Consider the following 20,065-nt stretch of genomic DNA (forward strand, 5'->3'; position numbering starts at 1 on the left):
CAAATCCAACACCAAAAGGTGACTTGAATCACACCAACGATTATCATGTATATATAGTCAAAGGCGCATAACAAATATGTGCTCGAAACAAGCTGATTTAACCAAAATAAATTAGCAAATTTAAGCATTTAGCAAAATTAAGGAGCAGATGTGTCCGTCCTAAATACACTCCAGCAGCAAGCTTTCAATCTTGCTCGTAAGGCTTTGCAAATTGGCAGCAACTTCGCGCACCCAGTAAGCGACGACATCGCAGGAGAACCAGACTATTCTATTCCACAAGATCAGCAAGACGGATCACAGAATAAACAGAATAATCTGCTTCAGCAAAATCAGTATCTTCCACGAGTAGACGAATGGGGTTCTCAACTACAAACCACCACTTTCCTAGACCCACAAACTGGCTTGCTAACCACAAAAACGGACGGAAATCCGCCATTAGACGAAGGCACAAGCATCTACGACTTGTATGCAGACAGGGCAGCAAGAATGGGAGATGATCCACTTTACACATACAAAGAAAACGATGAATGGGTTACAAAAACAGCCAACCAGTTCCTTACAGAAGTTAGAAAAGCCGCAAAAGGCTTGATTCACTATGGATTGCGCAAAGGCGACGCTGTTGCGTTAATGTGCAAAACCTCGTATGAGTGGGATGTTGTTGACGCTGCGGTTATGGCTTGCGGAGGCGTTCTGGCTACAATTTACGACACGGACTCCGCTGAGCAAATTCGCAACATTGTAAATAACTCCGATTCGCGCTTTTTGATTGTTGGCACAACTGAAATGAAAGACAATGCAGAAGGAGCTATTGAAGAATGCCCGAGCCTTGAGCGCATTATTTGCATAGAAACAGGCGGATTGGCGGAACTACAAGCCTTTGAATACTCCGTTAGCGACGAAGAACTAGACGAGCGAATTGACTCGGTTAAAAAAACCGACTTGTGCTCTATTGTGTACACTTCTGGATCTACAGCTGCGCCAAAAGGCGTGGAAATGACGCATGAGCATTACTGCACAACCGCGTTAAACTTGCCAACTTACTTGCCGGACTTGCTTAGCGAGCCTAACGGTTCTGTGCTTCTATTCTTACCTCAAGCCCATTCGTTTGCGCGCGCAATCAACTATATTGTTGTTGCTAGCACGCTTAGAATCTACATTGCGCAAGGCATTACAACGCTTATATCCGACCTTCAAGTCGCAAAACCAACAGTTATGATTGTTGTTCCTCGTGTGCTCGAAAAAGTGTATAATGCGGCTTCGCAAAAGGCGGGTCATGGTGCTAAGGGACTTGCTTTCCAGGGTGCTGTTGTTACAGCTCAGCAATATATGAAGGAAGTACAGGATTCTGGAGACGCTAAGGCGCTAACAAAGGCTCGCCGCGCTGCTTACGATCCACTGGTTTACCGCCCGATTCGCCAAGCGCTTGGTGGGCGTGCGCGCTGGATTGTTGCTGGCGGTGCACCACTGGATCCAGAGCTGCTAGCGTTCTTCCGCGGCGCAGGCGTGCCAGTTTACGAGGGCTATGGTCTTACAGAAACCACTGCCCCGTGCGCGTTTACTCCTATTGGCGTTCCATTCCGTGAAGGCTCTGTTGGCATTGCTTTCCCAGCTTTCACTTTGCGAATTGCTAAAGATGGCGAAGTGCAAATTAAGGGCACTTGCGTGTTTAAGAAGTATCACAAGAATGAAGAGGCGACCGAAACTTCGTTTACAGAAGACGGATGGTATGCTACTGGCGATTTGGGCAGAATTGACGACGATGGCATGCTTTACATTACTGGTCGCAAGAAGGACTTAATCATTACTGCTGGCGGCAAGAATGTGGCTCCTGGTCCTATTGAAGAAGTGATTAAGCGTTGCGAGCTTGTGTCTCAAGCTCTTGTTCTTGGAGATAAGAGGCCATTCATATCTGCTCTTGTGACTTTAGACGAGGAGATTTTACGCAATTGGCTTAAAACCAAGGGTTTGGACGAGACTATGAGCATGGAAGACGCCGTAAATAACGCGGTTGTGCGTGCGGAAGTCCAAAAGTTTGTGGATATTGCAAACGAGGGCGTATCGCGCGCGGAATCTGTGCGAAAGTTCATTATTCTGCCAGAAGAGTTTACTCAAGAAAACGGTTTGATGACGGCTTCTATGAAGATTATCCGCCCGCGCGTTATTAAGAAATACGCTAATCTGCTTAACACGCAAATGTATACGATTCGCAAGAAGTAGCGCCTAAAGCGTAACTCGCAAATCGCCCAAAACCGCGGTTAACTGGTCTTATAATTGACTAGTCTTCCGCGGTTTTTTGTATCTACACACGATCCCGCTTTTTGTAGCTCTACACACGAAAATCAGCAACAAAATGCGGAAAAAACGACGCTTCATGTAGTGCGTTTGTATGACGACACGCCGTATTTTAGGTACAAACACACTACAAGGCAGGTCCTCGTTCGCACGGATTAGCCGTGCGAACGTCTTCGCTTGCGTTGAAAGCACACCGTGCTTTCAACCTTAAGCAAGCTCAGCGCTCCGAATTGCCTTTTCGCGCTACGCTCTAAGCGAAAAGGCAGGTCGTCGCGCTAGAAACCCAAGCGCTCAAGCTTCTTAGGATCGCTCTGCCACCCCTTTGCAACCTTCACATGCAAATCGAGCACAGCTTTAGCGCCCGTAATACGATTCACTGCAGTGCGCAAACGCTTCTTAACGCGCACAAGATGCTCCGCACCGCGCCCAATAATAATCGGCTTTTGCGAATCGCGCTCAACATACACCGACACAATCACATGCGCTTTATTATCGTCATATTGTGCATAGTCCTCATCTCCTGGTTGCACAATGCTATCTACAACAACCGCAAGCGAATGTGGCAACTCGTCGTCAAGTTCCTCAAGAAAAGCCCCACGAATCAGCTCCGCAATCATGCTAGAAGGACTCTCCTCGCTAAGCTGATCGTCTGGATACATCTTCGGGCCTTCTGGAAGATTGTCAATCAAAACCTTCTTAACTGCGTCAACATTGTCGCGTTCCAAAGCGCTAACTGGCACAATATCAGTAAAATCAGCAAACTGTTGAATCTCAATCAAATGAGACACCAACTCATCGCGGCTTAGCGTATCAATTTTAGTTACGATTCCAATAAGCGGAACCTTCCACACCCAGTTTCCAGACGCGTCTTTTTTGGCAAAGTCGGAGCGAAGTCGGCTCAAGATTCTTCTATCTCCAGGCCCAATCTCTTGATCTGCTGGAAGCAAGAAAGCGATAGCATCCACATCCGCAAGCGACTCGTCTACAATATCGTTCAAACGTTGGCCTAGCAAAGTGCGCGGCCGGTGGATTCCTGGCGTATCAACTAACACCATTTGCGCGTTTGGAGTTGTTAAGATTCCGCGAATCGCCTTGCGCGTTGTTTCTGGGCGAGAAGACGCGATTGCGATTTGCGTTCCGATTAGCGCGTTCATAAGCGTTGATTTTCCAACGTTTGGTCTGCCTACTACAGCAACAAATCCCGATTTATAGCCGTTAAAATCAGGCACTTCTACGCTCGCTTTTAGAGAAGGATCTAAATTAGCAAACATTTCGTCATTCATATCTTCCATATCTTCCATATCTTCCATATCTTCCATATCGTCACTCATATCATTAACATCTTTCATATCATTCATAATTCAACACTATTTATCGCCATCAACTTGCGATGATTCGCTATCTTTACTACTATCTTTATCGCCATTCTTGCCATTATTCTTGGCATCAGCCTTGCTGTCACTCTTTCCGCCGCTCTTTCCAGCGCTATCGTCTTCTTTAAGACCTTGAATATCTTTAAATCCTTGAATATCTCGCTCAACAAGAATCGTGGAGACTTTCTTGCGTCGCCCAGCAGAATCAACCGCGGTTAGCTTAAGACCTCTCGTCACAGCACTCGACCCAACAATCGGCACGTTTCCAAGCAACTTGGTAAGCAACCCAAACACAGTGTCTACATCGTCTTCGTCTATATGAACTTCAAAAATATCTTCCAAATCGGCGATAGGCGTGCGCGCAGGCATTTTCCACACACCCTTACTCACCTCTTGCGGATCCGCGTGCTGAGTGCGATCGTGCTCGTCTTCTAGCTCTCCAACAATTTGCTCAATCGCGTCTTCAATCGTAACAAGCCCTGCAATTCCGCCATATTCGTCTACAACAACGGCAACATGTTGTCGGATTCGCTGCATTTCGTGGAATAAATCATCCACTGGCTTGGACTCTGGTACAAGCATTGGGCTTCGACTAATCGTAGAAACTGCGCGCTCAGATGCTGCTGGATTAAACACGGTTGCGCGCACAGCATCCTTTAAATACGCGATTCCTTCCAAATCGTCAACCGACTCGCCAATTATAGGCACGCGAGAAAATCCAGATCTTGAGCACAATTTTAGGAAATTTTCCAGCGTTTCGTCGTTTTTAACACAAATCATATCGGTTCGCGGAACCATGATTTCGCGCGTTAACGTGTCGGAAAGCGTAAGCACGTTGCGCATCATCTCTGAAACTTCTGGGTCAAAATCGTTTGCTTCCACAAGCCTATCGATACTCGCTTTAGCTTGGTCTAATTGAATATTTTCCAACTCTTCATCGTCGGAAAGAGCAGCATTCTTCTTATGATTTTGGCTTTGATTTTGCGAATCTCCACGACTTGCGATTTTTGCAAACGGATTCATAAAAACAGCAATCGAAATTATTCTAGACAAACGCATCAGCTTAAAAACTGGCTGAGCCGCTCCAACTGCTCTTGGCCGCACAAGAACAGAAACAATTGCAACAATCATTGCAACTATTAGCCCGATTAATAGCGTTAACCAAAGAGGCGCACCAAGAGTCGCCGCGATTGCAGAAAAAGCCACGCCGTCCAACACGTTACACACGATTCGCACAAATGCGCACGCTCCGCTCGTAGCATACCTATCTGCTATAAGCTTTTTTGCTCTGCGAATTCTAGCAAGCTTCCTCAAGCGAACGACTTGACTTTCGTTATCGTTCGTTTGCTCTTCAATCATAAGATTATTAAGACTAGACCTTGTAACTCTTGGCACAGCCCCTTCCGCCGCCGCCATTGCAAGCGAAAGCCACACAAGCAAAACTGCGACTATTGCAATTGCACACAAGCAAGCCCACATATGTGCAGGCAAATCGGGAATCGGCGGAATTGTAATGTTATTTAGCATGATTTTTCTCGTATTCTTCCAGCTCATTTACGGCACCAGCTGGCAAAGTGGCATCGTAAAGCTCGCCAGATCTAGCCGCAAAGAACGTTAGCAAAAGCTGCCTTTGCAAGCCAAACATTTGCTTTTCTTCTTGAGGCGTAGTGTGATCGTATCCAAGCAAATGCAACATTCCGTGAATCGTGAGCAATAGCATCTCTTCCATTGTGCTATGCCCTGCCGCTGCTGCCTGTTGAGCCGCCACCCACGGGCAAATCACAAGGTCTCCAAGCATTCCTTCACTCACTTTGTCGTCGCTTCCAGGAGTCAGCTCGTCCATTGGAAAGCTCATAACGTCTGTAGGACCTTCTAAGTCCATCCACTTTTCGTGAAGACTAGCGATTGGCTCTGGGTCCACAAAAGTAATTGACAAATCGGATTGAACGCTTACTCGCATTTGTTGCAAAACCCACATTCCAAGGTCGGAGAATATTTTTGGGTCGATTTGCCAAACGGTTTCGTTCATCACTTCAACACTCATTATTACTTGATATTCCTCTCAAGATTTTGCGATTCGTTGGCTGCTTGCGACTCAAGACTTTTCCTATTTCTAGCCTTCTCGCGCCTAAAATCAGCCTCGCGATTTTCCCACGCTTCATACGCTTCTACGATTCGCCCAACAAGCTCGGCCCTAACAACGTCTTGCGCATTTAAGTGAACAAACGCAATGCTTTTAACGTCTTTCAGCACGTTCTCAATCGAAGCTAATCCAGATTTTGGAACCGCTAAATCAACTTGCGTTCTATCTCCTGTAATCACCATTGTGGTGTTAAATCCAAGACGCGTCAAAAACATCTTAAGCTGCTGAACAGTAGCATTTTGCGCTTCGTCTAAAATAACAAAAGCATCATTAAGCGTGCGACCTCTCATGTATGCAAGCGGAGCCACTTCCACAACGTTCTCGTCCATGTATCGCTTAAGTTGCGGCGCTCCCAACATGTCGGAAAGCGCGTCGTAAAGCGGCCTTAAATATGGATCCACTTTGTCGTTTAGCGTTCCAGGCAAGAATCCAAGATTTTCCCCAGCTTCTACAGCAGGGCGCGTCAACACTATTCTTCGCACTCGCCCATCTTCTAAAGCTCTAACAGCCTTAGCAACCGCTAAATACGTTTTTCCAGTACCAGCAGGCCCAATTCCAAACGTTACAGTATTTGATTCCATTGCTTGAACATAAGCTGTTTGACCCGCTGTTTTTGCGCGAACAGGATTTCCACCCGCAAACGTTATAACACCTTTAGCCATTCGCGCTTTTCTGCTCATTGCACGCCTTTTAGCATCTTCACTAGATGGCATTAAATCGGCAGAACCGCGCGCAAAATCGCTTTCCATTGCGCCAGTTCCAAAGCCAGATTCAGCTCCAGTACCAAAAGACTTTAATCCGCTAAACGCTCCGCCTAAAACTCCGCCATTGTGCCCAATTCTATCGATTCGCACATTATGCTCGCTACCTTTAAGCACATCTCTTTCTAGCATGCGTTTTACAGCATAAGAATCAACAGGAGCTTCGTAAGCGCAATCAACTATTTTGCGCAACGCGTGTTCGGCTTTGCAAGCGTCTTCCTCACTTCTTGCGCTTCTAGATACGATTCTCACACAATCCGCGTGAACGGAAATATCTATGCTTGGAAAAGCCTTCTCCAACTCTCTTAAGTTTGAATCTGCTGCTCCCAAAACAGCAACTGGGCTTAATTCGCTTGGAATTTGAACAATACGCGTTGTACTATTTGCCACGATTTATAAACTACCTTCTTCAAGTTTTTCGCCTGTTAAAACATGAGCGTGAACATGGAACACGGTTTGACCAGCTCCCAAACCGGTGTTGAAAACAAGGCGATAATCGCCATTATAAAAGTCGTTTGCAATTTTTTGCGCAACACATGCAATATGAGCCAAAACATCAGAATCATTTTGAGCAAGATCTGCAACATTCTTGTAATGATTGCGCGGAACAATCAAAACATGCACCTTGGCTTGCGGATTAATATCTTTAAAAGCCACTACTTCATCGTCTTCATACACTTTGCTGCTTGGGATTTGCCCATCAATTATCTTGCAAAAAATGCAATCGTCGTCAGTTTTGTATGTTTTGCATGCTTTATCCATTATTTTGCCCACTTTTCAATAATTCTTATTGCAATTCTTGTTGCAATTCTTATTGCCGAACACCATTTACTATTTTACACAAAACACGCACAAAGCTTGCAAAGATTGCTTACTACTCATACCTGCCAAGTGCTCTAGAAAGCAACGATAAACATACTGGCCCTGCTGTAGATGCGCGTAAAATATTGCTTCCTAAAACGCAACTTTTAGCTCCAGCGTCTATAAAACTTTGCACTTCTTCTTCGCTAATTCCGCCTTCTGGCCCCACAACTACATAAACAGTGCGCGTTTTGCCATCTTTTAAGCATTTTTCCGTTAAGTCGTTTACGTAGTTTTCGATTTGACTAAAAGAATCCGTTGCGTCTTGATGCAAAACAACTACAAGGCTTCCATAAACGCATGCACGCCTACAAATCGCTAGAATCTGCTTGCTTGTAACTGGTTCTAAAAGCTGTGGAATCCACGCTCTGCGCGATTGCTCCGTTGCAGCCTCAAGCACTTGATTCCATCGCTTATCTGTGCGCCCTGGCTTCCATTTTGAAATCGACCTATTTGCGCACCAAGGAATTACTTCGTCTACACCAATTTGGGTAGCCATGTCTATTGCTTGCTCGTCGTGACCCGTTTTTGCGAGAGCCTGAATAAGCGTTAATCGGGTTGTTGGCGCTGGTTCTTTTATGAACGAATCTACTCTAACTAAGCCGTTTTCGCTGTCTGTAATCGTTGCGTGAATTCGCACTCCTTTGCCGTCCGAAAGGTCTAACGAATCGCCATCCGAAAGTCGCATTGCGCTTATTGCGTGCCTTTTAACGTGTTGAGGCAAGCTAAGAGTCCACCCTTCTTCAATCCCATTTGCAAGAACGGGCGCATCGTCTTTATTCGTATCCAGCAAAAACAAAGCATCTGTCATAATTTAAGCCTAACGTTAGGCGCAGCCAACATTTTTGCTACTTCTGTGATTCGCTCAAGTATTTCTGCTTCTGCATTTTCGCTCAAGTATTTCTGTGCAAGTATTATGGCAAACTAGAATTATATGAATTGGAGGTATGCGCAAATGGTTGACGATTTTAGACGCAACTTTGCGCATTCTAATAATCAAGATTGCACTACAAGCGATGAAGCTTTTGTGACTTTTCGCGTATCTCGTTTTACGCCAAATGACGGTGCTTGCGATTCGTCGGTTACTCGCGACTCCGCGGTTGCTGGCGATTCAGCCACCGATTCAGCACCAATCGCCTCCACTAACTCCCCTGGTTTAGTTAGAAGGCACAGAGAAAGCCCTTTTGCAAAAAAGCGCAAAAGTAGCCCATTTCCAACGCAAAATTCTGGCGATTTACCAGCTAAACCATTAAGCGGAAAACATTGGATTCAAGATTATACGATTCGCGCGCGCAAAAACGACACGATTTTAGACTGCTTGCTTAAAATTAAGCGCACAATAGACCCCACTTTGGCATTTAGATACTCTTGCGGTCACGGCGTTTGCGGATCGGATGCTGCAAACGTAAACGGCATGCCCACTTTACTTTGCACAGCCACAATCGCCCAAAACGCTAGGCAAAATACACAAACTCAAGGTGTTAGATCAAGCGGTTTTAGAAAAACTGGTAGCGTAAAGTCGCAAGCAACCGCAACACCAACACCAACACCAACAGCCGATGAAAATCACAATCTGCAAGTTCAATCTCAAGAGATATCTTCACTAATCCAAAATGGAAGCTTTGGCATTATTGAGGTTGCGCCACTTTCAGGCTTTCCTATTCAAAGAGACCTTATTTGCGACCTTTCCCCAATGATTGCACAGCTTAAAAGACTCGAGCCATATTTGCAAGCGCAAAATGTTCAAACAAGAAACAGCAGCGGAAAACTTGCGATTATTGAGTTTTTGCAGCACCCAGAGCAGCTTGCAAAGTTTGAGCTTTTAAGCAATTGCATAATGTGCGGCGTGTGTGAAGGAATTTGCCCAGTCTATGCAGGCGGAGAAGCGTTTATTGGACCTGCAGCACTTATAAATGCTGCGCGATTTATTAACGATTCTAGAGATAACGCCACTAATCGAAGATTAGACTTGGCGGATTCTAGCGACGGCATAAGCGCGTGCCAATCCGTGCGAGCATGCTCCAGGCAATGCCCACGCGGAATCGACGTTGGAGAAGAAATTTGGCAACTTACAACGCTTATAAATGAGCGAAAAATGAAGGAAAACTAGCCAAAACTAGCTAAGACTAATTAATAAACTTGTCTCCAGTTGCAATTCGCACAGCTTCTAGAGGATCGTCTGTAGTCGCAAGCAAACTAGGGTCAAAAGACGATATAAGTCCTCTTTCTTTAACTGTAGTTTCAATCCAATTCATAAGGCCTTTCCAATATTCACTGCCGAAAAGAACAACAGGAATTTTAGAAACCTTATGCGTTTGAACAAGCGTAAGCGACTCAAAAAGCTCGTCCATTGTGCCAAAACCGCCTGGGCACACAATAATTCCCGAAGAATATTTTAGGAACATTGTTTTGCGAACAAAAAAGTAACGAAATTGCATTCCAAGATTCACCCACTGATTTAGGCCCTGCTCGTGAGGCAATTCGATTCCTAACCCCACGCTTGTTCCGCCAGCTTCTGCCGCTCCGCGATTTGCCGCTTCCATAATTCCAGGACCTCCGCCCGTAATCACAGCAAAACCGCGTTTTACAAGCTCTTTGCCCATTATGCGAGCGCTACTGTATTCTGGATCGTCTGGCTTTATTCGTGCAGAACCAAACACGCTAACAGCTAATCCAAGTTTTGCTAAAGCGTCGAAACCATCAATAAATTCGGCTTGTATTCTAAGAACTCTCCAAGGGTCAAGTCCTTGCCACGCATGATTATCTTGCAAATCTCCGTTAGGCAAATCGTGTTGCAATAGCGTTTCCGTTGTGCTTTCCTTAGGAATCATTGGCCCGCGCATCATTACCGCACCGCTGTAATAAGTGTCTTTCCAAGGTGAGTTTTGTTCGCTTTGCGCGCGCAAGTCGCAAGCATTATCTGGATTATCAGATTTACCAGAATTATCTAAACTATCTAAATTACCTAAATTATCTAAATTATTATTAGAAACCATAAGTCACCTTTAGAACTTTCTAGTCACTTTCTAGTCGTCTTGTAATCGCGTTAAATAAACGCATTAAAGTCACTCTTCAATATCGTCTAATTCTTCTTCCATATGATTCGATTGCTTTGCAAGCATAAATCCCGAAACAGCAGCCGCAATAATAGACGCCACTAGTACTCCGAATCGTGCTTCACCCGAAAGATCCGCGTCGCTGTATGCAAGCGAAGCGATTAGCAAAGACACAGTAAAACCAATTCCGCACGCGCATGCTGTAGGCAAAAGGTCGCGAACGCGCAAATCGTCTGGAACGCGCAAGCCAATAACTTTCTTAGCAAACCAAGCAGTAATCATAATTCCAAGTGGCTTTCCAACAACTAGCGCAATCGTAATCGCAATTAGTATTGGAGACAAGAACAGCTGCCAAGTCAATGTTTCAAAATGAACTCCAGTTGCAAAAAGCGCAAAAACTGGCAGCGCAAACAAAGAAGACAAAGGCTGAATTTTCTGGCGATACCTTTCGGCTCTAAGCGACTTTTCGCCGTGAACAAGATGCGCAGGAGTTAGCAATCCAACCATTACGCCTGCAAGAGTTGGGTGAACGCCAGCTTGATACATCATAACCCACGCAAGCAAGCCAACAAGAGCCACAACAGGCCATGGAACTCGCTTTAATCGCACAAGCATAGTCCATACTAATCCGCATAAAACAACGCCTACAAACCAATACCATGCGTTAAGCGAAGAGAAGAACAATGCGATTAATGCGATTCCAAGAAGATCGTCTACTGTAGCCAGAGTCATTAAAAATGCGCGCAAGGCTTTAGGAAGCGTTTTAGCAAAAAGCGCAAGAACAGCCAGCGAGAATGCTATATCTGTTGCCGTAGGAATAGCCCAGCCAGCGCGAACCATGTCTAAAGACGGAAGCGCTCCAGAAGTAAGTCGCATAATCTCTTGACCAGCGTGCAACTCCGAGAATATTGTAACAGTTCCCGCAAAAAGAATAGGAGGAACAACCATACCTCCAATCGCGCAAATCATTGGCATTGCTGCCGCGCGAGGGTCTCTAAGCGATCCTGCAATAAGCTCGTGTTTTAAGTCTAAACCAACTGTAAGAAAGAAAATAGTTAACAAGCCGTCTTGAACCCAGTGGCTAATCGACATGTGAATATTTGTGTACGGAATTCCTATTTGAGTGTGAGAAACAGCTTCAAAAATCGGAGACGTAAATGGCAAATTTGCAAGCATTAATCCGGCTAAAGCGAATCCGAGCATAATCAACCCAGACGTACGCTCATTATTGGCTATTTTGCATGCCACTTTCCACGCGCGCTTTACCATGCGGAATTTCTCCTCTAAGTTTTAAGTTAAGTTTTCAGTTTAGAATGATTGTGCAAAATATGATTTACATGCACTAGGACTTACAAGTATATAAGATACGTATCGAAATATAACAAAAACGCCACTCCGATTAAAAGTGACGTTTCAAATTGTGGAGCTAGGGGGATTCGAACCCCCGACCCCCTCCATGCCATGGAGATGCGCTACCAGCTGCGCCATAGCCCCGTTTTAGTTGTATAGCTCAAACGAACCTTTGATAGAATACAACAGATTTTGCTACCAACCAAACTCGGCGTGTCGTATGCAGCGGTTTTTAGCGCTATTCCTATTCGCTGCCGACTACTCACGCCGCCTATTCTCAACTGCCAGATTGCTGCGAGCCAGATTCGCCTTGTTGCGAAGCAGATCCTCCACTCACTCTGTTAGTCGAAGTCGAAGGCGAAGACGGCGAAGAATCGCCAGAAACCGAGGAATCGCCTTTAGACCCGCGCGCGCCAGAATCTGCTCCAGAAACACCAGAATTCCCAGAGCTTTGCTCGCCAGAACCTGCATTAGACTCATTTGAATCTAAAGAAGAAGAGGAGGAAGACCCCTCGTGAGTCTTTTTATCTTGCTTTTCGCTAGGATTCTTGCTCGAAGAATCTTTTCCTTCTTTTCCTTCTTTTCCTTCTTTTCCTTCTTTGCTGTCTTTATTGTCTTGCGCGTCTTGAGAGTCTTTTTGCGCGTCTTGCGAGTTCTTATCTTGATTTTGAACGCCATTATTTTGGCTATTTTGCCGCATTTGATTATTTGGATTCTGGCCATTATCCTGCTCGGTATTTTGGCCAGAAGGCACTAAATTATCTGTACCCTTTCCTTGAGTAAACAGAAGCACAATGCCAGCAGTAAGAAGAACAGCCGCGAGCGCGCTCAAAATAGCAATAACAATCGTAAGCTTCTTATACTTCGCTTCACTATTTGCGTAATCACTTCTGCCGCCTAATGCGCGTTTAGCGTCGTTAAGAGTAAGAATCGAGTCTTCGTCTCCTTCCGAAAGCGCATTATCTTCTTCTTTTAGCTTTCTTAAGGAAGACAATTCCATAACACTCGTGCTTTCGGCATTAAGTGCTTGCGATTCCACCGATTTTGCGCTTTGCGAACTTAAAGAATCAACATCGCGTGAATAATCGCCAGCAACATTTGCAACATTTGCATTAGAAGCCATTGCAACAACTCTTCTAGCTTGTTTTTCTTTGCTCGAATCAATCATATTATTGTAAACTTCGTATTCTTTAGGCATATCATCCTCTAATGCAATAAAACGCGCATTATTTACCACTTTAGTGTCATCTTCTTCATAGCGGCTTGAACCTGACTTTAGCGCAGAAGAAGACTGTATCTTTTTAGAAGACGCGTGAATAACATTTTGATAAAGTTGCGATGCTACAGCAGAGACAATCGAACCTATTGCAACGCCAATAACAGACCCAGCAATACCAATTTTTGACGAAAGCAAAAACGCAGTTACAGCTGCAAGAGAGCCAGCTAGAACTTGCGTAAATGATATTCCCTTAAAGAAGTTCTTCACAAGCACACCTTAAAAATCGTTATCTACTACTACTCACTAAGCAATATGCACCAATTAGTAATCGCCAAAAATATTCACTAATTAGTGTTCAAATTGAGTACTACTTAGATTGTAGATGCTGGCACAGATGCCACTTTTGCTTTAGATTTATAAGAACCTTGCTTTTTTCTTGCGCGCATTAGCTCAATATGCTCTGCCAAACTTGCAAGCAAAATCGCAACAAAAATCAAAGCGAATCCAACAAAAGCCATATTTGTTACGCGCTCATTGTAAAGAATGCTAGAAAATAGCAATGTAAACAAGCATTCTGTGCACATAATCACAGAAGCATTAGCTGTAGAAAGATAAATCAGCGTGTAGTTTTGAATAATTTGCGCAAGAACAGTTACTATCACTATAAGATAGAACATGTTTGTAAACGTAATCCAATTATCTTCTGCACTAAAGTTAGGCAAAGGCTCGCTTACTGCAGCTCCAAACAAAAATAGAACTCCAGAAACACTAAACTGGCCGAATGTTAAAGCAACGGGATTGTATTGTCTAGAATAATACGCTAAGTATGTTAAGTTAAACGCAAAAACAGCAGCACAAATAAGAGTTAAAATATCTCCGTGAGAAAGCGTAAGAACAAGAGAGCCTGGCTTTAATGCAACGAATCCAACGCCAACAACGCATGTTAAAGCAGCAATAATTCCTAAAAGCGTTGGCTTTTTTCTAATAATCATCCACGCGGAAAATGGCGCTATAACGCAGTAGGCTGCTGTAAGAAAAGCGCTTCTGCCTGGATCAATCCACCTTAATCCTTCTGTTTGCGTAACTAAAGATGCGTAGTACGTAACGCCCGTTAAAAGAGAAGGAATTATTAGCTTTTTAGTAAAATTTTTGCGAATCGTCTTAAAGAAGACTACGCCCATTATTATGCACGCTCCAAGCATGCGAACTCCCATAAGCCATTGCGGTGGGAATACCTCTAGAGCGTATTTAGACGAGACGTAGCTTCCGCCCCAAATCGCGGCACATAAGAGCAACATGATTCGCGCGATGTTTACGTTAATTCGATTATTCTGCCTTGGTTGAACCGCGCTATTTATTTCACTCATGTCACTCCCCTCATTATTGCAAACAACAAGTCTATAGCATTAAATTTTTCTTTAAGTTAGCTAAATTGCCTTATAAACTTTATAGAATAGCCACAAAAACAAGAAAAGTACAACCCATTGGCGTTCCTTCGGAAAATTTACTACTTTATTGCGAAATCAGCACTTGATAGCACGCTATTGCCTTAATATTTACGATTCATGATTTATGCGCTCCGACCTACCTTTTCGCTTAGAGCGTAGCGCGAAAAGGTAATTCGGAGCGCTGAGCTTGCTTAAGGTTGAAAGCACAGTGTGCTTTCAACGCAAGCGAAGACGTGAGCGCGCTTAGACCGCGCGAACGGTATTCTCTGTTTACTATTGTGAGAGGGCTGGCTAATTCTTGTCTCACAACGCTCCGCCTATTACGTGTAGTCTAGAGTTGCGGTTGTTCCGTTTTGTCTTTGATTTTGTTTTTGTGTTGAGGTTTGTTTGTAGTGGTTGATCATTGGATTATTTGGTATCGGCTGCCGCTCTTATATTGTTCGACCAAGAATCACCCAGCCCTCTTACATGCTAGGACTTTTGCGTGGTTTTTATCACCGAGATTCGAGATTTTTCTTGCGCGACGACCTGCCTTTTCGCTTAAAGCGTAGCGCGTTAGCGATTTTCCGCTTTTTGTACGTGATTTAGGTCAAATATGGTACAAAGTGCGGAAAATTACGTTTGCACTTTGTGCAATTGGTGATTTATGTCACAAGTTTAGGCGTTTTTGCAAAAACTTGTCGAATTTTAAGCATTTATATGCAGGATTGCGCGTAATCTTAGATGTGATTGAATCATAATCATATGATTGCGCGATTGCAAAATAATCAGTTGAAGAAAGGACTCAACATGGCAACTCTTAGTGAAGATATGAAGACTTTTATTGAGAACAATTTGGCTTGGATTGCAACGATTAGCAAAGATGGAGAGCTTGATCTTGGACCAAAGATGTCAATGTTTGTTCTAGACGATAATCACCTTGCTTACCACGAGCGCACTGCAGGTCAGCATTTTAAGAACTTGCAAGATGGCAGCCAGTTGGTTGTAGCGGTTGCAAATTTGGCAGAAAAGAAGGGCTATCGCTTCCGCGGAACTGTTACGCTTCACACGGATGACGCGATTTACAATGAGCAAGTTCGCGTTGCCGAAGAAAAGGGCACAAAGAAGCCTGCTGCCGTTCCTGTTATGGAGATTAATGAGATTCAGGATTTGACTTCTGGAGCTAATGCTGGAAAGACAATTACTAAAGATTAGTCAAAATACTAATTTTTAGCAAAAATCTAACAAAACGCCGAATTTTTAGGTCTCTAATACGAGGCATACAATAGCGAGTGGCGTTCGTCCTCAATGGCGAAGATGAACACCACTCAATTTTTATTTGATTATTTTATTTACTTAAATTTTTACTTAAATTATTTAATTGTCACTAATTTACTTGCTTTCTTTACGCAATGCTTGCAACCTAGCGTTCATTTCTTCCGCTTTCTTCTTCTCGAAGTAATAAATTATTGCAGCAATCGCAATCGGGAAAATAACAGTGAATACAATCCATCCGCAAATCACAGCTGGCCCATCTTTGAATGAAATCCACCCAACAATCACCGATACAATAAATTGAATAGCAATTGGTGGAACTAGCGCAAAAACGAATTTTGCGAGATTTGACATACGCTCATTCGACCAAAAAATAGCGAACACTCCATAGCCTATGCCTATAACAAACGATGCTACAGCATAAGATGCAATTCTGTTTCCAACTGCGCTATGCGCTAACAGGCTAGATACAAAACTGATTGCAGTAAAAATAGTGCACCCTATGCCAATGCCTTTGACAATGTTTTTTGCCATTGTTTTGCCTATTGTTGTAACTTGCTTTTCCATAATAATCGTTTCCTTTTTAAGTATTAAAAATTAGTATTAAAAAAATTAGTATTAAAATTTTTGATAGTTTTATATTTGACTACGCTTAAAACTACATTCCTAAGCGCTTTTTGAATCCTGCTAAGCATCTGCGACTAATCCACTCAACGCTTCCGTCGTCCATTTTTACGCTCATACTTCCGCCGAATCCTGGATCTACTCGAACAATGCGATTCAAGTTCACGATTGCGGATTTAGATATGCGCACAAACGACGCGAATTGCGGATTGTCAAAATCCATTAGGCGCTTGTAAGAAACGCACTCGCCTTTATCACTGTGGATGATTACGCGCGAATTTTCTACGCAAATCATAATCACATCTGGCTCGTGCATAACAATAATCGAATCGTTAATATAACCATATATAAATGAATTATTGTTGCTATTTTCCGCATTTACAGTATTATTTTCAGTGTTACTTGCTTTTGCATTTTTAGAATCAATGCTTTGCAAATTGGCTATAATGCGTTTAAGATTATCGTCAATATTGTGAACTGACAATTGAGCGTTCTGCTCCTCTTCTGGCGGCACAATAGCAATTGTTACTTTCATCAAGCCTCCCTTCCGTATACTACCGTTAGCTTTTGCTAGCTTTGCTAACTTTTCTTAGCGTTTGCTAGCTTTTTGTTTTGTAATTTTGACTATACGGCACTGTAAATAGTCTGTCTTTACAAAATCGCTAAACGGTAGTTTTCGAAATATAAGCGGTAAAAAGGAGAGATTACGCAGATTAAGCTGCTCCCCAAATGCGAATAAGACGCTGACTTGTAGGGTCGGCTGCAGGGCCTTGATCGTAAGCATCCAAACGCCAATGAATTGAACCATCCGCGTTAAGACTTGGAATTAAACGCGCCCAACGACCGTTTCCCATTCCACCAATCGTCTTATAAGAAGGATCTACCTTGTCTAATCCAAGAAGCTTATGAACAGTTTGAGATAGGCAAGAGCCGTGCGAAAACACTAGCAAATCGCGATCCGAGCCAGTTTTGCGCGCCCAATCCTCAACAGCTTTCGCCGCGCGATCGCCAACTTCTTGCTTAGTTTCTGCACCGTGGTTGAGTTCACCACCTTTGCCATCAACCCATGACTTAAAATCTTCAGGCCATTTTTCGTTAATTTGCTGGCGATTAAGTCCTTCCCACTCTCCAAAAAAGCGCTCGCGCACACCATTTTCAACGTGAACATTAAGCTCAATCTTATCTGCAAAAGCATGAGCTGTCTGTTGTGCGCGAATAAGCGGAGAAGCAATTGCAACAAAACTCGCGTCTGCTTCTTCTGGAGTAATGCGCACGTACTCCTCGCTATTTGGATTCTTTGGGTCTTCTAAGTCGGAAGCTCCAAAAAGAACACGCAAAGCCTTACCAGAGCGAGTCACCTGGTCTATTCCAGACTCATCTAAAGCAATATCAATCATGCCTTGAAGTCTAAATTGAGCATTATAAGGCGTCTGACCGTGGCGAACAAGCATTACAGAACGCGCAATACCCTCGTGAGCGCTGTTTTTATTTGCATTATGCGCAATTTGCGTCGCGCTTTCAACAAAATCCACCATTATCTTGCGCTACCTTTCAGACTCTTGATCGCCATTTTGCACATCATCGCCATCATCGCCATGTGCATCGCTCTCATCATGCTCTGGAAGTTGCAAATCAATTGCAGGGCAATCATTCCACAAGCGCTCAAGGCGATAAAACTCGCGCGCTTCCTCGTGCATAATATGAACCACAAAGTCGCCAAAATCAAGCAAAATCCACTGCGCTAGTTCTAAGCCTTCTCGAGATAAAGCTTTACGCTTATCGTCTTTTAAGTACAAGTCTTTTTCGATTTCTTCGCTAACAGCTAAGACTTGACGCTCGTTAGATGCAGAAACAACCAGCATGGCGTCTGTAATTCCAAGCAGATTGCTAACGTCAAAAGCTTGGATATTAGTGGCTTTTAACCTATCGGCTGCAGCCGCAGCAATCCTAATCGCGTTAACAGAGCTTTCTAAAGCTGCCATTGTTTCTCCTTAACTATCGAACTAACGAACTAACGCTCCCAAGCTGGCTTCCAGCCTTCTACAACATGCTGCGTATTTTCCGAATACACCATGGAATCCGCTGGAACATCGTGACGCACAACAGATCCTGCACCCGTTGTAACTCCATCTCCAACAGTAACGGGAGCTACAAACAGGTTTCCTGCACCAACATGCGCGTTAGAGCCAATAGTCGTGTGATTCTTATGCACACCGTCGTAGTTTGCTGTAATTGTGCCACCGCCGATATTCGTGTGCTCACCCAAATCAGCGTCGCCCATGTAGCTTAAGTGTGGAACCTTAGTGCCGTTTCCAATATGCGCTTTCTTCATCTCCACAAACGCGCCCGCTTTGCTCTCCTCGCCAAGCACATTTCCTGGTCGCAAATACGTCCACGGACCAATGTTTGCAGCGCGGCAAATATGTGATTCCTGCACACGCGAGCGCTCCACAACCGCGTCTTCATCTACTTGCGCATCGATAAGCGTAGTGTATGGTCCTACAACCGCACCGCTTTTAACAATCGTTTGCCCTTGCAAGAAGCACCCTGGAAGTACCGTAACGTCTTCTTGCAAAACAACATCGTCTTCAATCCACGTTGTTTCAGGGTCTAGAATCGTTACGCCTTCAAGCATCCACTTTTCGCAAACGCGCTTGTTGTATGCTTTTGCAAGCGCAGCTAATTGAACGCGTGTATTTACGCCTTCTACTCTCAACGAATCTGATGCTGCCATTGCTCCAACTCGACCCATTGTGCGAGCGTGCTCTAGCGCATCTGTTAAATAGAATTCGCCTTGAGCGTTCTTGGAATTAAGGTTAGATATTGCGTCTGTAAGCACTTCCGCATCGAACACGTACACAGATGTGTTCACTTCCTTAATCGCAAGCTCTCCTGCATTAGCATCTTTGTGTTCAACAATTCTTAGCACATCACCATTTGCTTCTCGCACAATTCGCCCGTAGCCAGTGGCATCGTCTAAAACAGCGGTTAAAACAGTTGCTACATTGCCTTGATTATTGTGAAAATCAATTAATGATTGCAATGTTTGCGTGTCTAAAAGTGGCATATCACTTGCCGCAATTACCACAGAACCTTTAAGCGCACTACCACATTCTTGTTTTGAAGCTTCATTAAGATCTCGCATTGCGCACTGCACTGCCCTGCCCGTTCCAGGCTTATCATCCTGGTTCACAATACGCACGGCGTTATTGTAGCTTTGCGCAGCTGCCGACACTCGTTGCGCTTGAGCGTGCACTACAACAGCAAGCTCCTTAGGGTTTACGCCTGCCATTGCGTTCATTACGCGATTTAAGAACGTTTTTCCAGCGAACGGATGCAATACTTTCGGCGTTGTTGAACGCATGCGCGTCCCATCACCTGCTGCCAGAATTATCGCTGCGGCTACATTATCATTATGCTTTTCCACGCGCGCTCCTTGTTTTTATGAGATATTGTCGAAATGCTTTCGAAATAATACAAGAGCAGAAAATCAAACAAGTGCCCCCGACGCGATTCGAACGCGCAACCAACGGATTAGAAGGCCGTTGCTCTATCCATTGAGCTACAGAGGCGCAAGTCGCAATTATACCAAAATTCTTACATCAACACACCCAGTCTTAAATAATTTGCAAATTAATATTTCTGTTTTGACTCTGTTTTGATTTATATTTATTTATTTTGATT

General features: G+C 44.0%; 18 protein-coding genes and 2 tRNA genes. 3 read left to right on the plus strand and 17 right to left on the minus strand.

Annotation, left to right across the window (positions count from 1 at the left end; translation table 11 throughout):
- Positions 1 to 150 precede the first annotated feature (150 nt).
- Positions 151 to 2,217: an AMP-dependent synthetase/ligase gene (locus HXT46_RS04035; protein WP_101890281.1), complete on the plus strand. Its 2,067-nt coding sequence runs from the start codon at positions 151 to 153 to the stop codon at positions 2,215 to 2,217.
- A gap of 350 nt (positions 2,218 to 2,567) precedes the next feature.
- On the opposite strand, the gene era is transcribed toward HXT46_RS04035, so the two are convergent.
- From era to HXT46_RS04065, 6 genes are all read right to left on the minus strand, one after another.
- On the minus strand, positions 2,568 to 3,650 hold the full coding sequence (gene era, locus HXT46_RS04040) for a GTPase Era (RefSeq protein WP_421785682.1): 1,083 nt from the start codon (positions 3,648 to 3,650) through the stop codon (positions 2,568 to 2,570).
- A 9-nt stretch (positions 3,651 to 3,659) separates the two neighbouring features.
- Positions 3,660 to 5,192, minus strand: coding sequence for a hemolysin family protein (locus tag HXT46_RS04045; protein WP_009994156.1), 1,533 nt, complete (start codon positions 5,190 to 5,192; stop codon positions 3,660 to 3,662).
- Complete coding sequence (gene ybeY / locus HXT46_RS04050) at positions 5,182 to 5,709, minus strand: rRNA maturation RNase YbeY (protein ID WP_004114866.1); 528 nt, start codon at positions 5,707 to 5,709, stop codon at positions 5,182 to 5,184. The genes HXT46_RS04045 and ybeY overlap by 11 nt, the downstream gene beginning before the upstream one ends.
- A gap of 2 nt (positions 5,710 to 5,711) precedes the next feature.
- Positions 5,712 to 6,959: a PhoH family protein gene (locus tag HXT46_RS04055; RefSeq protein ID WP_064622875.1), complete on the minus strand. Its 1,248-nt coding sequence runs from the start codon at positions 6,957 to 6,959 to the stop codon at positions 5,712 to 5,714.
- Positions 6,960 to 6,962: 3 nt separating this feature from the next.
- Complete coding sequence (locus HXT46_RS04060; protein ID WP_004114864.1) at positions 6,963 to 7,331, minus strand: histidine triad nucleotide-binding protein; 369 nt, start codon at positions 7,329 to 7,331, stop codon at positions 6,963 to 6,965.
- A 112-nt stretch (positions 7,332 to 7,443) separates the two neighbouring features.
- A complete protein-coding gene (locus HXT46_RS04065; RefSeq protein ID WP_004114863.1) occupies positions 7,444 to 8,241 on the minus strand; it encodes a 16S rRNA (uracil(1498)-N(3))-methyltransferase in 798 nt (265 codons plus the stop codon).
- 144 nt (positions 8,242 to 8,385) lie between these two features.
- Here HXT46_RS04065 and HXT46_RS04070 point away from each other — a divergent pair, with 144 nt between their 5' ends.
- Entirely contained in the window at positions 8,386 to 9,540 is a 1,155-nt protein-coding gene (locus HXT46_RS04070; protein ID WP_174190716.1) for a succinate dehydrogenase/fumarate reductase iron-sulfur subunit, read from the plus strand.
- 16 nt (positions 9,541 to 9,556) lie between these two features.
- On the opposite strand, the gene HXT46_RS04075 is transcribed toward HXT46_RS04070, so the two are convergent.
- The 5 genes from HXT46_RS04075 to HXT46_RS04095 all read right to left on the minus strand — a co-directional run bounded on the left by HXT46_RS04075 (position 9,557) and on the right by HXT46_RS04095 (position 14,422).
- On the minus strand, positions 9,557 to 10,426 hold the full coding sequence (locus HXT46_RS04075; RefSeq protein WP_415682341.1) for a TIGR00730 family Rossman fold protein: 870 nt from the start codon (positions 10,424 to 10,426) through the stop codon (positions 9,557 to 9,559).
- A 69-nt stretch (positions 10,427 to 10,495) separates the two neighbouring features.
- Complete coding sequence (locus tag HXT46_RS04080; RefSeq protein WP_421785686.1) at positions 10,496 to 11,755, minus strand: Na+/H+ antiporter NhaA; 1,260 nt, start codon at positions 11,753 to 11,755, stop codon at positions 10,496 to 10,498.
- A gap of 152 nt (positions 11,756 to 11,907) precedes the next feature.
- A tRNA-Ala gene (locus HXT46_RS04085) sits at positions 11,908 to 11,980 on the minus strand.
- A gap of 133 nt (positions 11,981 to 12,113) precedes the next feature.
- A complete protein-coding gene (locus HXT46_RS04090; protein ID WP_421785688.1) occupies positions 12,114 to 13,322 on the minus strand; it encodes a hypothetical protein in 1,209 nt (402 codons plus the stop codon).
- Positions 13,323 to 13,426: 104 nt separating this feature from the next.
- Positions 13,427 to 14,422, minus strand: a complete 996-nt coding sequence (locus HXT46_RS04095) for a DMT family transporter (protein WP_004130567.1) — start codon at positions 14,420 to 14,422, stop codon at positions 13,427 to 13,429.
- Between the two features lie 870 nt (positions 14,423 to 15,292).
- On the opposite strand from HXT46_RS04095, the gene HXT46_RS04100 reads away from it, so the two are divergent.
- Positions 15,293 to 15,697, plus strand: a complete 405-nt coding sequence (locus HXT46_RS04100) for a pyridoxamine 5'-phosphate oxidase family protein (protein ID WP_004113128.1) — start codon at positions 15,293 to 15,295, stop codon at positions 15,695 to 15,697.
- 177 nt (positions 15,698 to 15,874) lie between these two features.
- On the opposite strand, the gene HXT46_RS04105 is transcribed toward HXT46_RS04100, so the two are convergent.
- The 6 genes from HXT46_RS04105 to HXT46_RS04130 all read right to left on the minus strand — a co-directional run bounded on the left by HXT46_RS04105 (position 15,875) and on the right by HXT46_RS04130 (position 19,953).
- The gene (locus tag HXT46_RS04105) at positions 15,875 to 16,324 is read right to left on the minus strand and encodes a DUF3021 family protein (RefSeq protein WP_101891948.1); all 450 of its coding nucleotides are present in this window, start codon (positions 16,322 to 16,324) and stop codon (positions 15,875 to 15,877) included.
- A 91-nt stretch (positions 16,325 to 16,415) separates the two neighbouring features.
- Entirely contained in the window at positions 16,416 to 16,916 is a 501-nt protein-coding gene (locus HXT46_RS04110) for a LytTR family DNA-binding domain-containing protein (RefSeq protein WP_014554522.1), read from the minus strand.
- A 178-nt stretch (positions 16,917 to 17,094) separates the two neighbouring features.
- Entirely contained in the window at positions 17,095 to 17,916 is an 822-nt protein-coding gene (locus HXT46_RS04115) for a histidine phosphatase family protein (RefSeq protein WP_415686654.1), read from the minus strand.
- Positions 17,917 to 17,925: 9 nt separating this feature from the next.
- Complete coding sequence (gene rsfS, locus HXT46_RS04120; protein WP_415686656.1) at positions 17,926 to 18,363, minus strand: ribosome silencing factor; 438 nt, start codon at positions 18,361 to 18,363, stop codon at positions 17,926 to 17,928.
- Between the two features lie 29 nt (positions 18,364 to 18,392).
- Positions 18,393 to 19,808, minus strand: a complete 1,416-nt coding sequence (glmU, locus tag HXT46_RS04125) for a bifunctional UDP-N-acetylglucosamine diphosphorylase/glucosamine-1-phosphate N-acetyltransferase GlmU (protein WP_421785692.1) — start codon at positions 19,806 to 19,808, stop codon at positions 18,393 to 18,395.
- Positions 19,809 to 19,880: 72 nt separating this feature from the next.
- Positions 19,881 to 19,953 (minus strand) — tRNA-Arg (locus tag HXT46_RS04130).
- Between the last annotated feature and the right edge of the window lie 112 nt (positions 19,954 to 20,065).

Source organism: Gardnerella sp. DNF01204, from assembly GCF_049244145.1.
In the GTDB taxonomy this organism is placed as follows: Bacteria; Actinomycetota; Actinomycetes; order Actinomycetales; family Bifidobacteriaceae; genus Bifidobacterium; species Bifidobacterium vaginale.

What these genes read in the sequence shown, in the direction of transcription:
- era (WP_421785682.1), bottom strand. Translation starts at nt 3,650, where the DNA reads ATGAATGATATGAAAGATGTTAATGATATGAGTGACGATATGGAAGAT.
- HXT46_RS04045 (WP_009994156.1), bottom strand. Translation starts at nt 5,192, where the DNA reads ATGCTAAATAACATTACAATTCCGCCGATTCCCGATTTGCCTGCACAT.
- ybeY (WP_004114866.1), bottom strand. Translation starts at nt 5,709, where the DNA reads ATGAGTGTTGAAGTGATGAACGAAACCGTTTGGCAAATCGACCCAAAA.
- HXT46_RS04060 (WP_004114864.1), bottom strand. Translation starts at nt 7,331, where the DNA reads ATGGATAAAGCATGCAAAACATACAAAACTGACGACGATTGCATTTTT.
- HXT46_RS04065 (WP_004114863.1), bottom strand. Translation starts at nt 8,241, where the DNA reads ATGACAGATGCTTTGTTTTTGCTGGATACGAATAAAGACGATGCGCCC.
- HXT46_RS04070 (WP_174190716.1), top strand. Translation starts at nt 8,386, where the DNA reads ATGGTTGACGATTTTAGACGCAACTTTGCGCATTCTAATAATCAAGAT.
- HXT46_RS04075 (WP_415682341.1), bottom strand. Translation starts at nt 10,426, where the DNA reads ATGGTTTCTAATAATAATTTAGATAATTTAGGTAATTTAGATAGTTTA.
- HXT46_RS04080 (WP_421785686.1), bottom strand. Translation starts at nt 11,755, where the DNA reads ATGGTAAAGCGCGCGTGGAAAGTGGCATGCAAAATAGCCAATAATGAG.
- HXT46_RS04095 (WP_004130567.1), bottom strand. Translation starts at nt 14,422, where the DNA reads ATGAGTGAAATAAATAGCGCGGTTCAACCAAGGCAGAATAATCGAATT.
- HXT46_RS04100 (WP_004113128.1), top strand. Translation starts at nt 15,293, where the DNA reads ATGGCAACTCTTAGTGAAGATATGAAGACTTTTATTGAGAACAATTTG.
- HXT46_RS04105 (WP_101891948.1), bottom strand. Translation starts at nt 16,324, where the DNA reads ATGGAAAAGCAAGTTACAACAATAGGCAAAACAATGGCAAAAAACATT.
- HXT46_RS04110 (WP_014554522.1), bottom strand. Translation starts at nt 16,916, where the DNA reads ATGAAAGTAACAATTGCTATTGTGCCGCCAGAAGAGGAGCAGAACGCT.
- HXT46_RS04115 (WP_415686654.1), bottom strand. Translation starts at nt 17,916, where the DNA reads ATGGTGGATTTTGTTGAAAGCGCGACGCAAATTGCGCATAATGCAAAT.
- rsfS (WP_415686656.1), bottom strand. Translation starts at nt 18,363, where the DNA reads ATGGCAGCTTTAGAAAGCTCTGTTAACGCGATTAGGATTGCTGCGGCT.